This is a genomic window from Geodermatophilus normandii, from assembly GCF_003182485.1.
Classification (GTDB): domain Bacteria; phylum Actinomycetota; class Actinomycetes; order Mycobacteriales; family Geodermatophilaceae; genus Geodermatophilus; species Geodermatophilus normandii.
The window spans coordinates 4,411,626-4,425,748 of the sequence record NZ_QGTX01000001.1 but is presented as its reverse complement, the minus strand read 5'-3'; the positions used below and the strand labels follow the sequence as shown (position 1 = coordinate 4,425,748).

Sequence of the window (14,123 nt, the reverse complement as noted above, 5' to 3'; positions counted from 1 at the left end):
GTCGGTCGCCGTGGATCCCCGTGGCCGGTGGCAGCAGATCGGCTGGTCCCTGCCCTGGCTGCTGTTCCAGTTCTTCCCGGTCGCCGACCTGGTCACCACCGACCGGCCGCTCGCCACCCGGGTCGTCGCCGGCGCCGGCCTGCTGGTGTTCACCGTCGTCTACCTCGACGTGTTCCGCCGGTCGTTCACGAGCTGCGGCATCCAGCCGACCCTGAGCCGGCTGGCGGTGGTCGCGGCGCTCGGCGTCGGGCTCGCCGTCTGGATGGGGCCGTCCTGGGCGGGACTGATGATCTACGTGTCGGCGGCCTCGTCGGCGGCGCTGCCGCAGCGCCGGGTGTGGCCGGCGGTGCTCGCGGCGGCCGCGGTGTGCACCGCCGTCGTCGCCGCCGACGGCATGTTCGCCAGCCTGTTCATCCTCCCGGTCATGTGCCTGCTGACCGCGTTCGCGATGCGCGGCACCCGCCACCTGATCTCGGTGAACACCGAGCTCGCCGCGGCCCGCGAGGAGCTCGCGCGCAACGCCGTGGCCGAGGAGCGGCTGCGCTTCGCCCGCGACCTGCACGACCTGCTCGGCCACAGCCTCTCGCTCATCGCGCTCAAGAGCGAGCTCGCGGGACGGCTGGCCGAGGCCGACCCCGCCCGGGCGCGCACCGAGATGGCCGACGTCGAGGCCGCCGCCCGCCGCGCGCTGGCCGAGGTCCGCGACGCCGTCAGCGGCTACCGCCAGGTCAGCTGCGCGCAGGCGCTGACCGAGGCCCGCTCGGCGCTGTCGGGCGCGGGCATCGCCGTCCGCGTGCCGACGCGCGTGCCGGTCCTGCCCGGCCCGGTCGACGCCGCGCTCGGCTGGGTGGTCCGCGAGGCGACGACGAACGTGCTGCGGCACAGCGGCGCCCGGACCGTCACGGTGTCCCTGGCCGACGACGGCGCCGAGGCCGTCCTCACCGTCACCGACGACGGCCGCGGTCCCGCCGACGACAGCGAGCCCGGCTCGGGGCTGGCCGGCCTGTCCGAGCGGGTCGGCGCACTGGGCGGCCGCCTCACCGGGGGCGCCGGCCACGACGGCGGCTACGAGCTGCGCGCGGTGCTGCCGCTGGTCCCGGCCGCGGCGCCGGACACGGTGCCGGAGGCGGTCGCCCGGTGACCGACCGCGTCATCCGGGTGCTCGTGGCCGAGGACCAGTCGATGGTCCGCGGCGCGCTGCGGGCGCTGCTGGAGCTCGAACCCGACATCACCGTCGTCGCCGAGGTCGGCCGCGGCGACGAGGTGCTCGCCGCCGCCCGCGAACACGGCCCCGACGTCGCCCTGCTCGACATCGAGATGCCCGGCCGCGACGGTCTCGAGGCCGCCCGCGAGCTGGCCGCGGAGCTGCCCGCGGTGCGCGCCGTCGTCCTGACCACGTTCGGCCGGCCGGGCTTCCTGCGCCGCGCCATGGAGGTCGGCGCGGCCGGCTTCCTGGTGAAGGACGCGCCGGTGGCCGAGCTGGCGACGGCGATCCGGGCCGTCGTCGCCGGCGAGCGGGTCATCGACCGGGACCTGGCCGCCGCGGCGCTCGCGATCGGTGCCACGCCGCTGTCGGCGCGCGAGGCCGACGTGCTGCGCGAGGCCGCCGACGGCGCCACCGTCGCCGACATCGCCCGACGGCTGTTCCTGTCGGAGGGCACGGTGCGCAACTACCTGTCCTCGGCCATCGGCAAGACCGGCGCCCGCACCCGGGTGGAGGCCGCCCGCGTCGCCGCGGACAAGGGCTGGCTCTAGACGGAGGAGCCCCTGCGAGGGGGCCGGCTCACAGGTCGACGGGCTGCAGTTCCAGCTTCATCCCCACGTGCGACGGGACGTAGCCGAGCCGCTCGTAGAAGCGGTGTGCGTCGGGGCGGCGGGTGTCGGTGGTGAGCTGCACCAGCGCCGCGCCCCGGCGGCGGGACTCCTCGGCCACCCAGCCGAGCATCGCCTCGCCGAGGCCGCACCCGCGGGCGGCCGCGGCCACCCGCACGCCCTCGACCTGGGCGCGCAGCGCCCCGCCGCGCGACAGCCCCGGCAGGAAGGACAGCTGCAGCGTGCCGACGACGGCACCGGCGTCCTCGGCCACGACCAGCAGGTGGGCCGGGTCGGCGTCCACGGCGGCGAACGCCGCGCGGTAGGGAGCGAGGTCGGCGGACTCGCGGCCGGCGCCCAGCGGGTCGTCGGTGAGCAGCGCGACGATCGCCGGGAGGTCGTCCGCGGTCGCCCGGCGCAGTACCGGTCCGTCCCGGCCCTCTCGCAGGAGCCCGCCGCGAGCGAGCGGGTGGCGGGGGGCGAGGGAGTCCTTCGTCACGCCAGGTTGGCGGGCATCAGCGCGTCGAGGTCGAGCACCCGGACGTGGATCACCGAGCGCTGCTGCAGCGCCGCCCGCAGCGCGCGGTGCAGGCCGTCCTCGAGGTAGAGGTCGCCGTGCCACTGGACGGCGTGCGGGAACAGGTCGCCGTAGAAGGTCGAGTCGTCGGCGAGCAGGGTGTCCAGCGCCAGCTCGCGCTTGGTGGTGACCAGCGTGTCGAGCCGGATCTGCCGGGGCGGGATCATCGCCCAGTCCCTGGTGGACAGGCCGTGCTCGGGATAGGGGCGCCCGCTCCGCACCGCTTTGAAGATCAGGGACCCGACCTCCGTCCGACCTGCGCGCGCCCGTTCCGACCCCGGTCAGCGTATCGGCCGCCCCCGGCCCGCGCCGCGCCCCCTCCGGGGGGCGGCCCCCGCGCATCCGCGACGGAACGGCTCCCTGGACGTATGCTGGATTGGCACTCGGTCCGTGCGAGTGCCAGCCCGCCCGGACCCTCCGGAGCGTGCAGGCCGGGGCCCCGCGGCCCTCCGCACGGCGACGTCGACCGGTTCGGGGAGGTGTCACCGTGGCGCACGACGAACGGCGCCTGCAGGTCCTGCGGGCGATCGTCCAGGACTTCGTCTCCACCAACGACCCCGTGGGCAGCAAGGCCCTGGCCGAGCGGCACGACCTGGGCGTCTCGCCGGCCACCATCCGCAACGACATGGCCGTGCTCGAGGAGCAGGGCTACATCACCCAGCCGCACACCAGCGCCGGCCGGGTGCCCACCGACAAGGGCTACCGGCTCTTCGTCGACCGGCTCTCGGCGGTCAAGCCGCTGTCGGCCGCCGAGCGCAAGGCGATCGAGCGGTTCCTCGACGGCGCCGTCGACCTGCACGACGTGCTGGGCCGGACCGTGCGGCTGCTGGCGCAGCTGACCAGCCAGGTCGCCGTCGTGCAGTACCCGACCCTGTCGCGCAGCGCCGTCCGTCACCTCGAGGTCGTGCAGCTCACCGGCTCGCGACTGCTGCTGGTGCTCATCACCGACACCGGCCGCGTCGAGCAGCGGATCGTCGACTGCCCGGTCGACGTCGGCCGCGACGACGTCGCCGACCTGCGCACGACGCTCAACGCGGCGTTCACCGGCGCCAAGCTGGCCGACGCCGGCAGCAAGGTGGCCGACCTGGTCGACACCGCGCCGCCGCACCTGCGGGCGCTGGTGGCCGCGGTCAGCGCCACCCTGGTCGAGACGCTCGTCGAGCCGGGGGAGGACCGCCTCGTCATCGGCGGGACGGCGAACCTGGCGCGTGTCGCCGTCGACCCGGGCAGCCTGCGGCCGCTGCTGGAGGCGCTGGAGGAGCAGGTCGTCGTCCTCCGGTTGATCAGCGAGGTCGACAGCGGCGGCGCCGTGCTCGTGCGCATCGGCGAGGAGAACGCCCACGAGGCCCTGGCCGGTGCGTCGGTGGTGTCGGTGGGGTACGGCTCGGGCGACCGGGCGCTCGGCGGGCTGGGCATCGTCGGCCCGACCCGCATGGACTATCCGGGCAACATGGCCGCGGTGCGAGCCGTGGCCCGCTACGTCGGCCAGTTGCTGGCCGGGAGCTGAGGTCTCGACAGCTGATGGCAACCGACTACTACGGCGTCCTCGGACTCGCCCGGGGCGCCTCCGACTCCGACATCAAGAAGGCCTACCGGCGGCTGGCGCGCGACCTGCACCCCGACGTCAACCCCGACCCCGAGGCCAAGGAGCGCTTCCAGGAGGTCAGCCGCGCGTACCAGGCGCTGACCGACCCGGACAAGCGGCGCATCGTCGACCTCGGCGGCGACCCGTTCGACAGCGGGGCCGGCGCGGCCGGGAGCTCGCCGTTCGGCGGGGCGGGCTTCGGCGGGCTCGGCGACATCATGGACGCCTTCTTCGGCGGCGGGGTGGGCGGCCGCGGTCCGCGCAGCCGGGTCCGTGCCGGTGACGACGCGCTGATCGGCCTCGAGCTCGACCTGGAGCAGACGGTCTTCGGCACCACCGAGGACATCACCGTCGACACCGCCGTCCTCTGCGGCACCTGCAGCGGCGCGGGCACCGCGCCGGGCACCCACCCGACCACCTGCGCGACCTGTTCCGGCCGCGGCGAGGTGCAGAGCGTGCAGCGCTCCTTCCTCGGCCAGGTCGTGTCCAGCCGGCCGTGCCCGACCTGCGCCGGCACCGGCCAGGTCATCCCCGACCCGTGCCCCGAGTGCGGCAGCGAGGGCCGCATCCGCGCGCGCCGGACCATCCAGGTCAAGGTGCCCGCGGGTGTCGAGGACGGCATGCGCATCCGGCTCACCGGCCGCGGCGAGGTCGGCCCCGGCGGCGGTCCCGCGGGCGACCTGTACGTGGAGATCCGCGAGCGGCCGCACGAGGTCTTCACCCGCGACGGCGAGGACCTGCACTGCCACGTGACCCTGCCGATGACCGCGGCCGCGCTGGGCACCACCCTGCCGCTGACGCTGCTCGACGGCGAGGAGACCGACGTCGACGTCCGCCCGGGCACCCAGGCCGGCACCGTGCTGACGCTGCGCGGCCAGGGCGCGCCGCGGCTGCGGGCCACCGGCCGGGGCAACCTGTTGGTGCACGTCGACGTGCAGACGCCGACCCGCCTCGACGCCGAGCAGGAGAAGCTGCTGCGCGAGCTGGCCGTGCTGCGCGGCGAGGACCGGCCCGGCCCGTCCGCGGAGGCGCACGGCGGGCTGTTCTCCCGGGTCCGGAACCCGTTCAAGTGAGCGCCGCCGCCCCCGACGCGCCCCGCCCCGCCCTCGACGGCTCGCCGCTGTTCCTCCTCGACGAGCTGCCCGCCGCGCAGCTGCTCGACCGCGACGAGGTCCTCGTCGACGGCGCCGAGGGCCGGCACGCCGTCGACGTCGTGCGGCTGGCCCCGGGGGAGCCGGTGCGGGTGGGCGACGGCCGCGGCGCCCTGGTCGAGGGCGTCGTCGTCGATGCCGGCCCGGCCGGGCTGCGCGTGCGGGTGACCGCCCGCCACGAGGTGCCCGCGCCCGAGCCGGAGTTCGTGCTGGTCCAGGCGCTGCCCAAGGGCGACCGCGGGCCGCTGGCGGTGGAGCTGGCCACCGAGCTCGGCGTCGACCGGGTCATCCCCTGGGCCGCGGCGCGGTGCGTGACCCGCTGGCGGGAGGACCGCGTCGACAAGGGGCTGGCGAAGTGGCGGGCCGCCGCGCGGGCGGCGGCCAAGCAGTCCCGCCGGCCGCGGGTGCCCGAGGTCACCGGCCTGATGACCACCCGGCAGGTGTGCGGCGAGCTGGCCGACGTCGACCTCGCGCTCGTCCTGCACGAGCAGGCCCGCCGGCCGCTGGCCGGGGTCGAGCTGCCAGCCGGCGGCACCGTGGCCGTCGTCGTCGGCCCCGAGGGCGGGCTCACCGACGGCGAGGTCGTGGCCCTGCGCGCGGCCGGTGCCCAGGCGGTGCGGCTCGGCCCCGAGGTGCTGCGGACCTCCACCGCCGGCGCCGCCGCCCTGGCCGCGCTGTCGGTCCGCGCCCGCTGGTCCTGAGCCCGGCGTGCACGATCAGGTGACCTGATCGTGCTGCGTCCTGGCTCAGCGCCGAGGGTGAGCCAGGACGCACGAGCGTGAGCCAGGACGTCGGTCAGCGCAGCGCGCGGCGGGCGCGGTCGCCGACCAGGTCGACGGCGAGGGTGAGCGCGATCGTCGCGAGCAGCACGGTGGTGACGGCCGCCCAGTCGAAGGCCGCCAGCCGCGAGGCGAGCAGCGCACCGAGCCCGCCGGCGCCGAGCAGCCCGACCAGCAGCGTGTCCCGGACGACGACCTCCCACCGGTAGAGCGCGAACGCGAGCACCGGGCCGGCCGCCTGGGGCGCCACGGCGTAGAGCCAGCCGCCGGTCGGCCGGGCGCCGAGCGCCGCCAGCGCCGTCCGCGGGCGGGCGTCGGCCTCCTCCACCGCCTCGGCGGCCAGCCGCCCCAGCACGCCGAGCGTGTAGACGCCCAGCGCCAGCGCGCCGGGCAGGACGCCGGGGAGCAGCACGAACAGCAGGACCAGCGCCCACACCGGCGGCGGCACCGCCCGGAGCAGGAGCAGCGCCGCGCGCAGCAGCGCCCCGGACACCCGGCGCGCGGGCCCCGGCCGCCCGGCCGGCCGCGCGGCGGCCCCTGCCACCAGCACCGCGCCCGCCGTCGCCACCGCGATCGCCAGCACCGACGTCTGCAGCGTGACCACCGACTGGCGCGCGACCTCGCGCAGCAGGTCGCCGTCCCCGGCCGGCGGCCACGCCGCACCGAGCACGTAGCCGGCCTGCTCGCGGGTGCGCGCCGATCCCAGCGACCCGGGCGACAGCGCCAGGAACCACCACGACCACGCCACGGCGGCCGGCACCGCTCCGGCCGCCACGGCGAGCACCCGGTCGCGGGCGAGGACCCCGGTGCGGCGACGCGGCGCGGCCACCCGGCGCCGCACCGCCCGCCCGGCGACGTCGGCGGCCAGGCACAGCAGGGCCAGGGCGTAGACGGCGCTCCAGACCTCGGGCCAGCGCAGCGACGTGAACGACAGGGACAGCTGGTAGCCCAGCCCGCCGGCCCCGATGAGGCCCAGCACGACCGCGGAGCGCACCGCGCACTCCAGCCGGTAGAAGGCGTAGGACAGCAGCCCGCCGGCCGCCTGCGGCACGAGCCCGTAGCACGCCGCGGCCGCGCGGCCCGAGCCCTGCGCCAGCAGCGCCGTGTACGGCCCGCGCGGCACCTCGTCGAGGAGGTCGGCGAACACCTTCGCGGTCACCGCGCCGTAGGGCAGCCCGATGGCCAGGACGCCGACCCACGGGTCCAGGCCCAGCACGTTGACCAGCAGCAGGCCCCAGACCGCCTCGTGCAGGCCGCGCGGGACGGCCAGCACGCCGCGCGCCGCCGCCCACCCCAGCCGGCGGCGTCCCCAGGTGGTGCGGGCGGCGAGCACCGCCCCGGCCGCCCCCAGCACCAGGGCCAGCGCGGTGCCGAGGACGGCGTAGGCCACCGTGACCAGCGCCGCGGTGCCGAGCACCGCGAGGAAGGCGCCGTCGAGCGCGGGGGACAGCGCCGCCGCGGCGAACCGGCCGAACTGCGCGGCCCCGGCGGGGTTCACCCCCTCCCCGTCGACGGCCGCGACCAGCGACCAGCCGACGGCGGCCAGCGCGGCCAGCCCCCATCCCCAGCGGCGGCGGTCCCGCCGCAGTCCGGGCGAGACCGCCGGCGCGGCCACCGCCGTCACGCCGGCGCCCCGTAGAACGCGGCCAGGTCGGCGACGGTCAGCGCCGCCGCCGGGGCGTCGAGGACCACCCGCCCGCCGGCCAGCCCGACCACCCGGTCGCAGTGCCGCAGCGCCAGCAACGGGTCGTGCAGGGCGGCGAGCAGCGCGCCGCCCCGCGACGCCGGTCCGGCCAGCAGCTCCAGCACCCGGTCGGCGAGCACCGGGTCCAGCGCGGAGGCCGGCTCGTCGGCCAGCACGAGCTCGGGGTCCTGCACCAGCAGCCGCGCCACGGCGACCCGCTGCCGCTGCCCGCCGGAGAGGGTGTCCGTGCGGTCGAACACCCGGTCGGCCAGGTCGACCCGGTCCAGGGCGGCGAGCACCTCGGGCAGGCCCTGCGGCCGCACCAGCGACCACGCCGCCCGCGCCGCCGGCCACGACCCCAGCCGGCCGGCGTTGACGTTGTGCACCACCCGCAGCGGGCCGACCAGCTCCAGGTGCTGGTGCACGGTGCCCACCCGGGCGCGCAGCCGGCGCAGCGCCGGCCCGCGCAGTCCGGCCGGGTCCTGCCCCAGCACCTGCACCGCACCCGACGACGGCGGCACCGCGCCGTTGGCCACGGCCAGCAGCGTCGACTTGCCGGCGCCCGAGGCCCCGACGACGGCGACCCGCTCGCCGGGACCGACGGTGAGGTCCACGGAGTCGAGCGCGGTCGCCGTCCCGAAGCGGACGGTGACGCCGGCCAGCCGGAGGACGGCGGTCAGCGGACCAGCCCCAGGCTGCGGCCGATCTCCTCGATCCGGTCGTAGTCCGACGCCCGCGCCGGGACGAAGGAGCCCGCGCCGAACAGCGCGAGCACCGCGGCGTCGTCCGGGTCGTCGGCCGACAGCCCGGTGAAGTACGCGGTGAGCCGCTCCGCGACGTCGCCGCCGAACCGCTCCGCCGCCCGCGGGCCGAGCAGCCAGTGGTAGTCGTGGTAGCCCGGGGTGCGGGAGTAGGGAACGACCGCCGGGTCCACCGCGCCCTCCGCCGAGCGCGACGTCCACACCTGCTCGTTGAGCACCCCGGCCTGGTAGCTGCCCGAGGCCACCAGCTGCAGCGTCGCGTCGTGCGAGCCGGAGAAGCCCGGCCCGCCGGGGAAGCCCTGCGGGTCGACGCCGGCCTGCTGCAGGAACCAGGCGGGCATCAGCCGACCCGACGTCGACGTCTCGCTGCCGTAGGTGAACCGCAGCCCGGCCAGCGGGCGCAGGTCGTCCGACGGCGCGAGCCCGGTCGAGGCGTTCACGACGAAGACCGAGTGGAAGTCCTCGTCGACGTCGCGCTGGGCGATCAGCCGCGCGCCGGGCGCCTGCAGCCGTGCCTGCACGCCGGTGAGGCCGCCGAACCACACGAGGTCGAGGTCGCCGGTGCGGAAGAGGGAGACCGCGGCGGCGTAGTCGGTGACCGGTGCGTAGACGACGTCGAGGTCGAGCGCGGCGGACACCGAGTCGGCCACGGTGCCGTGGAGGCGCTGCAGGACCTCGGGGTCCTGGTCGGGGATCGCGCCGATGCGCATCGTCGTCGTCGCGCCGGAGGAGGCGGCGCCGACGGGGGAGGAGCGGCCGCACGCCGCGGTGGCGAGGGCGAGGGCGGTGCCGGCGAGGAACGCGCGGCGGGACGGCTGGACCCCGGGGCTCCCCGACCGGAGAGCGCTGCGGCGGCCCACTACGTCCGCTCGGGGGGCTGGGGAACGGGCACGGGACCTCCTCGGGTCGACGGCGACCGCGCCATCCTGACCCGCGGCGTCCGCCCCCGCCCCCTAGGGTCGGCGCCGTGAGCGACTGCCTGTTCTGCCGGATCGTCGCCCGGGAGATCCCCGCCGACGTCGTGCACGAGACCGACCGCACGCTGGCCTTCCGCGACGTCAACCCGCAGGCGCCGACGCACGTGCTGGTCGTCCCCAAGGAGCACCACGCGACGGCGGGGCTGCTGGTCGGCGCCGATCCGCAGCTGCTGGCCGACGTGGTCGCCTCCGCGCACGCGGTCGCCGTCCAGGAGGGCCTGGCCACCGAGGACGGCCCCGAGCCCGGCTACCGGCTGGTCGCCAACACCGGCCCGGCCGCGGGGCAGACCGTCCACCACCTCCACCTGCACGTCCTGGGCGGCCGGCCGCTCACCTGGCCTCCCGGCTGACCCGCGTGGGGGGCCTGGCAGGGTGGCGGGCATGACCGACGCCGGCAGCGCCGCCCCCGTCCGGATCGAGCGCGACGGCGACGTCGCCGTCGTCGTGCTGGACGCACCGCCGCTCAACCTCTTCGACGAGTCGGTGTTCGCCGGCTTCGAGGCCGCGGTCGCCGAGCTGGTCGCCCTGACCGAGCCCGGCCGGCCCGACCGCGCCCGCGCCGTGCTCCTCGAGGCGCGCGGCAAGGTGGTCTCCGGCGGCGTCGACGTGCACGCCTTCCAGGAGATCGCCGAGGGCCCCGACCCCGAGCAGCGCGGCGCGGCGCTGTGGGCACGGCTGCTGCGCATGTCCCAGACGCTGGAGGACCTGCCCGTCCCCACCGTCTTCGCCGCCCACGGGCTCACCCTCACCGCCGCCTTCGAGCTGGCGCTGGCCTGCGACGTGCTGCTGGCCGCGGAGAAGGCGTCGTTCGGGCTGCTCGAGATCGTCGTCGGGCTGACCCCGTCGATGGGCGGGCCGCAGCGGCTGGCCGAGCGGGCCGGTCCGGCGCGGGCCAAGGAGCTGATCTTCACCGGTGAGCGCTACCCGGCCGCGGTGCTCGAGCGGTGGGACGTCGTCAACCGGGTGCTGCCCGACGAGGGCTTCGCCGAGGCCGCCCGCGCCTACGCCCACCGCGTCGCCGCCGGCCCCACGCTGGCCCACGCGGCCACCAAGCGCCTGGTGACCACCGCGGTCCGGTACGGCGTGCGGGCTGCCGACGAGATCACCCCGCAGGTCTCCGGGCCGCTGTTCGGCACCGCCGACCTGCGCGGCGCGGTGGCCTCGTTCCTGGACGAGGGACCCGGGAAGGCCACCTACCGGGGCCGCTGAGCGCGGTTCCCCCTCGACGGGCGCGGGTAGAGTCGGAGCGGTCATCCCCCCGTGCAAGGAAGGCAGGGTCGAGGGTTCTTGCCCGACACCTCCCCGAACGTCCCCGTGCCAGGCGCTCCCACGTCCCGCGAGGCCTCTCTGCAGGCCGCCGCGGTGGACGACGCCAGCACCCTCGCGAGCCCCGTGCCCGCCGCGGTCCGCACCACGATCACCGTCCCCGACTCCGTGTCGATGGTCGCCCTCCTGGGCTCCGGTGACGAGCTGCTGCGGCTGGTCGAGGCCGAGCTCGACGCCGACGTCCACGTGCGCGGCAACGAGATCGCCGTGACCGGCCAGCCGGCCGACAACGCCTTCGCCGTCCGCGTGTTCGACGAGCTCATCGCGCTGCTCGGCACCGGGCAGGCGCTGCGCCCCGACTCGGTGCGCCGGGTCATCGGGATGCTGCGCAGCGGCGGCTCCGAGCGGCCGGCCGACGTCCTCAGCCTCGACATCATCAGCCGCCGCGGGCGCACGATCCGGCCCAAGACGCTGAACCAGAAGCGCTACGTCGACGCGATCGACGCGCACACCATCGTCTTCGGCATCGGCCCGGCCGGCACCGGCAAGACCTACCTGGCGATGGCCAAGGCCGTGCAGGCGCTGCAGACCAAGCAGGTCAACCGGATCATCCTCACCCGCCCGGCGGTCGAGGCCGGCGAGCGACTGGGGTACCTGCCCGGCACGCTCAGCGAGAAGATCGACCCGTACCTGCGCCCGCTCTACGACGCGCTGCACGACATGGTCGACCCCGAGTCGATCCCGCGTCTCATGCAGTCGGGCACGATCGAGGTCGCCCCACTGGCCTACATGCGCGGCCGCACGCTCAACGACGCGTTCGTCATCCTCGACGAGGCGCAGAACACCACCGCCGAGCAGATGAAGATGTTCCTCACCCGGCTCGGCTTCGGCTCGAAGATCGTCGTCACCGGCGACGTGACGCAGGTGGACCTGCCCGGTGGCGCGCAGAGCGGACTGCGGATCGTGCGGGAGATCCTCGACGGCATCGAGGACGTCCACTTCGCGAACCTGACCAGCTCCGACGTCGTCCGCCACCGGCTCGTCGGCGACATCGTCGACGCCTACGAGCGCTGGGACACCTCCCGCCAGCAGTCCACCGCGGGCCCGTCGGCCCCGGCCCGGCCGGCGCGTCCGCGCCGGCAGGGGAGCTGAGCGGCGTGCCCGTCGAGGTCGCCAACGAGTCCGAGATCGCCGTCGACGAGGCGGAGCTGACCGGCATCTGCCGGTACGTCCTCGGCGAGATGGGCGTCAACCCGATGGCCGAGCTGTCGGTGCTGTGCGTCGACCCGGACTACATGTCGGTGCTGCACGAGCGCTGGATGGGGGAGAAGGGCCCGACTGACGTCCTGGCCTTCCCCATGGACGAGCTCGACACCGCCCGGCCCGACGACCCCGAGCCGGGTCCCGCGCTGCTCGGCGACGTCGTGCTCTGCCCGTCGGTCGCCGTCCGGCAGGCCCGCGCCGCCGGCCACTCCATGGACGACGAACTGCTGCTGCTGGCCACCCACGGCGTGCTGCACCTGCTCGGTTACGACCACATGGAGCCGGAGGAGGAGCGGGAGATGTTCGGCCTGCAGACCCGCCTGCTCGAGGGCTGGCGCTCCGCTCCGCGGCAGCCGGTCACCGGCGAGCCGGCCGAACGGGGTCCCGGGACCCGGTGACCCGATGAGCGCCGGTGCGGTCACGCTGCTGGTGGTCGCGATCTGCCTGGTCCCGCTCGCCGGCGCGTTCGGTGCCATGGACGCCGCGCTGCAGCGGGTGTCCAAGGCCCGCGTCGAGGAGCTGCGCCGCGACGGCGTCCGCCGGGCGGCCGGGCTGGAGCGGGTCCTCGACGAGCGCGCCCGCCTGGTGGCACTGCTCCTGCTGCTGCGCATCCTCTGCGAGATGGTCGCCGCCGTGCTGGTCGGCGTCGTCGTCTACGGGATGCTGGAGAGCACCTGGCAGGCGGTGCTGGCCGCGGCCGGGGTGATGACGGTGGTCAGCTACGTGCTGGTCGGCGTCGGGCCGCGCACCCTCGGCCGGCAGCACGCCTACCCGATCGCGCTGGCCACCGCCGGGCTGGTGCGGCTGCTCGGCCGCGTGTTCGGCCCGGTCACCCGGCTGCTGATCCTCGTCGGCAACGCGATCACGCCCGGCCGCGGCTACCGCGACGGCCCGTTCTCCACCGAGGTCGAGCTGCGCGAGCTCGTCGACCTCGCCGAGGAGCGCGGCGTCGTGGAGTCCGGCGAGCGCAACATGATCCACTCGGTGTTCGAGCTGGGCGACACCATCGCCCGCGAGGTCATGGTGCCGCGCACCGACGTCGTCTGGATCGAGCGCACCAAGACCCTCCGGCAGGCGCTGGCCCTCGCGCTGCGCAGCGGGTTCAGCCGCATCCCGGTCATCGGCGAGAACGTCGACGACGTCGTCGGGATCGTCTACCTCAAGGACCTCGTGCGCCGGTCGCAGAACCTCGGCGAGGGCCGCGGCCCGCGGGTCGAGGAGCTCATGCGCTCGCCGGCGTTCGTGCCCGAGTCCAAGCCGGTCGACGAGCTGCTGCGCGACATGCAGGCCCGCCGCACGCACATCGCGGTCGTCGTCGACGAGTACGGCGGCTTCGCCGGGCTGGTCACGATCGAGGACATCCTCGAGGAGATCGTCGGCGAGATCGCCGACGAGCACGACGCCGTCCAGCGGCCGCCGGTGGAGCACCTCGACGACGGGTCGGTGCGGATCACCGCCCGGCTGCCGGTCGAGGACCTCGCCGAGCTCTTCGACGTCGAGCTGCCCCGCGACGACGACGTCGAGACCGTGGGCGGCCTGCTGGCCCGCGAGCTGGGGCTGGTGCCGATCGAGGGGTCCGCGGCGGAGGTGGCGGGGCTGCGGCTGGTCGCCGAGAGCACCGGCGGGCGGCGCAACCGCATCGACACGATCCTCGTCTCCCGCCTGCCCGACACCGACCCGGAGCACCAGTCCGGTGCCACCCGGGCCGACGTCCCGGCCGGCGTGGAAGGCTGAGGAGGACCCTCCCGCCCCCCACCGTGGAAGGACCCCGTCCCCCTCACCCCTCGCACGCTCGGGCGAGCCTCCGGACGGGGCCGGCGCCGGGCCCCTGCGGGAGGGCCGGAGCCACCGGTGGGGAGAATCGTCCCGTGCCCGACCTGCAGCCCGAGGACGCCAAGCTCGTCACCCTCGCCCGCTCCGCGCGCGGCCGCACCGGCGCCCCGGAGGGCGCCGCGGTCCGCGACACCGACGGGCGCACCTACGTCGCCGCCAGCGTCGCGCTGCCCTCGCTGCGGCTGTCGGCGCTGCAGGCCGCGGTGGCCGCGGCGGTCTCCAGCGGCGTCGAGGGCCTGGAGGCGGCGGCGGTCGTGTCCGACGCCGACGCGGTGGAGTCCGACGGCCTCGCCGCCGTGCACGACCTGACGGCCTCGGCGCCGGTGTTCCTCGCCGGCCCGGACGGAGCGCTGCGCACCACCGTCTAGGGCCTCCGTAGCGCTGTCGGCTCCTGGGACCGACGTCTCGGTGCGGGACGGCGAGGGTGTCGGTGCG

At 76.3% G+C, this 14,123-nt stretch carries 16 protein-coding genes; 11 read left to right on the top strand and 5 right to left on the bottom strand.

All coding sequences use genetic code 11. From position 1 onward, the window contains the following. The first annotated feature begins 10 nt into the window (after positions 1-10). Both JD79_RS21285 and JD79_RS21280 read left to right on the top strand, forming a co-directional pair. Positions 11-1,141 carry a sensor histidine kinase gene (locus JD79_RS21285; RefSeq protein ID WP_110007132.1) on the top strand — a complete coding sequence of 377 codons (1,131 nt, stop codon included), beginning with the start codon at positions 11-13 and terminating at the stop codon, positions 1,139-1,141. Then, entirely contained in the window at positions 1,138-1,755 is a 618-nt protein-coding gene (locus JD79_RS21280; RefSeq protein WP_110007131.1) for a response regulator transcription factor, read from the top strand. The genes JD79_RS21285 and JD79_RS21280 overlap by 4 nt, the downstream gene beginning before the upstream one ends. Positions 1,756-1,783: 28 nt before the next feature. On the opposite strand, the gene JD79_RS21275 is transcribed toward JD79_RS21280, so the two are convergent. Beyond that, positions 1,784-2,311: a GNAT family N-acetyltransferase gene (locus JD79_RS21275; RefSeq protein ID WP_245900273.1), complete on the bottom strand. Its 528-nt coding sequence runs from the start codon at positions 2,309-2,311 to the stop codon at positions 1,784-1,786. Next, positions 2,308-2,622: a type II toxin-antitoxin system VapB family antitoxin gene (locus tag JD79_RS21270; protein WP_425454195.1), complete on the bottom strand. Its 315-nt coding sequence runs from the start codon at positions 2,620-2,622 to the stop codon at positions 2,308-2,310. The genes JD79_RS21275 and JD79_RS21270 overlap by 4 nt, the downstream gene beginning before the upstream one ends. Before the next feature lie 254 nt (positions 2,623-2,876). On the opposite strand from JD79_RS21270, the gene hrcA reads away from it, so the two are divergent. Genes hrcA through JD79_RS21255 form a run of 3 tightly spaced genes read left to right on the top strand, consistent with a single transcriptional unit; the run spans position 2,877 to position 5,826 of the window. Next, positions 2,877-3,896 carry a heat-inducible transcriptional repressor HrcA gene (gene hrcA, locus JD79_RS21265; RefSeq protein WP_110007129.1) on the top strand — a complete coding sequence of 340 codons (1,020 nt, stop codon included), beginning with the start codon at positions 2,877-2,879 and terminating at the stop codon, positions 3,894-3,896. Positions 3,897-3,910: 14 nt separating this feature from the next. Then, the gene (gene dnaJ, locus JD79_RS21260) at positions 3,911-5,047 is read left to right on the top strand and encodes a molecular chaperone DnaJ (protein ID WP_110007128.1); all 1,137 of its coding nucleotides are present in this window, start codon (positions 3,911-3,913) and stop codon (positions 5,045-5,047) included. Further along, positions 5,044-5,826, top strand: a complete 783-nt coding sequence (locus JD79_RS21255; RefSeq protein ID WP_110007127.1) for a 16S rRNA (uracil(1498)-N(3))-methyltransferase — start codon at positions 5,044-5,046, stop codon at positions 5,824-5,826. The genes dnaJ and JD79_RS21255 overlap by 4 nt, the downstream gene beginning before the upstream one ends. Before the next feature lie 94 nt (positions 5,827-5,920). On the opposite strand, the gene JD79_RS21250 is transcribed toward JD79_RS21255, so the two are convergent. The 3 genes from JD79_RS21250 to JD79_RS21240 form a co-directional block, all read right to left on the bottom strand. After that, positions 5,921-7,528 (bottom strand): PhnE/PtxC family ABC transporter permease, encoded by a 1,608-nt coding sequence (locus tag JD79_RS21250; protein WP_110007126.1) that lies wholly within the window; start codon positions 7,526-7,528, stop codon positions 5,921-5,923. Continuing rightward, the gene (locus tag JD79_RS21245; protein ID WP_245900272.1) at positions 7,525-8,202 is read right to left on the bottom strand and encodes a phosphonate ABC transporter ATP-binding protein; all 678 of its coding nucleotides are present in this window, start codon (positions 8,200-8,202) and stop codon (positions 7,525-7,527) included. Before JD79_RS21245 ends, JD79_RS21250 begins: the two co-directional genes overlap by 4 nt. Before the next feature lie 62 nt (positions 8,203-8,264). After that, positions 8,265-9,209 (bottom strand): putative selenate ABC transporter substrate-binding protein, encoded by a 945-nt coding sequence (locus JD79_RS21240; protein WP_110007125.1) that lies wholly within the window; start codon positions 9,207-9,209, stop codon positions 8,265-8,267. Between the two features lie 107 nt (positions 9,210-9,316). On the opposite strand from JD79_RS21240, the gene JD79_RS21235 reads away from it, so the two are divergent. From JD79_RS21235 to JD79_RS21210, 6 genes are all read left to right on the top strand, one after another. Beyond that, positions 9,317-9,676, top strand: coding sequence for a histidine triad nucleotide-binding protein (locus tag JD79_RS21235; protein ID WP_110007124.1), 360 nt, complete (start codon positions 9,317-9,319; stop codon positions 9,674-9,676). 31 nt (positions 9,677-9,707) lie between these two features. Further along, positions 9,708-10,535: an enoyl-CoA hydratase/isomerase family protein gene (locus tag JD79_RS21230; protein WP_110007123.1), complete on the top strand. Its 828-nt coding sequence runs from the start codon at positions 9,708-9,710 to the stop codon at positions 10,533-10,535. A gap of 183 nt (positions 10,536-10,718) precedes the next feature. Next, positions 10,719-11,744 (top strand): PhoH family protein, encoded by a 1,026-nt coding sequence (locus tag JD79_RS21225; protein ID WP_110007942.1) that lies wholly within the window; start codon positions 10,719-10,721, stop codon positions 11,742-11,744. 5 nt (positions 11,745-11,749) lie between these two features. After that, positions 11,750-12,253, top strand: a complete 504-nt coding sequence (gene ybeY, locus JD79_RS21220; protein ID WP_110007122.1) for an rRNA maturation RNase YbeY — start codon at positions 11,750-11,752, stop codon at positions 12,251-12,253. A gap of 4 nt (positions 12,254-12,257) precedes the next feature. Then, a complete protein-coding gene (locus JD79_RS21215; protein ID WP_110007121.1) occupies positions 12,258-13,589 on the top strand; it encodes a hemolysin family protein in 1,332 nt (443 codons plus the stop codon). A 134-nt stretch (positions 13,590-13,723) separates the two neighbouring features. Then, the gene (locus JD79_RS21210; protein ID WP_110007120.1) at positions 13,724-14,056 is read left to right on the top strand and encodes a cytidine deaminase; all 333 of its coding nucleotides are present in this window, start codon (positions 13,724-13,726) and stop codon (positions 14,054-14,056) included. Positions 14,057-14,123: the final 67 nt, after the last annotated feature.

Bases quoted from the DNA above. Each gene is read 5' to 3' on its own strand.
- dnaJ (WP_110007128.1), top strand. From the start codon at position 3,911: ATGGCAACCGACTACTACGGCGTCCTCGGACTCGCCCGGGGCGCCTCC.
- JD79_RS21230 (WP_110007123.1), top strand. From the start codon at position 9,708: ATGACCGACGCCGGCAGCGCCGCCCCCGTCCGGATCGAGCGCGACGGC.
- JD79_RS21215 (WP_110007121.1), top strand. From the start codon at position 12,258: ATGAGCGCCGGTGCGGTCACGCTGCTGGTGGTCGCGATCTGCCTGGTC.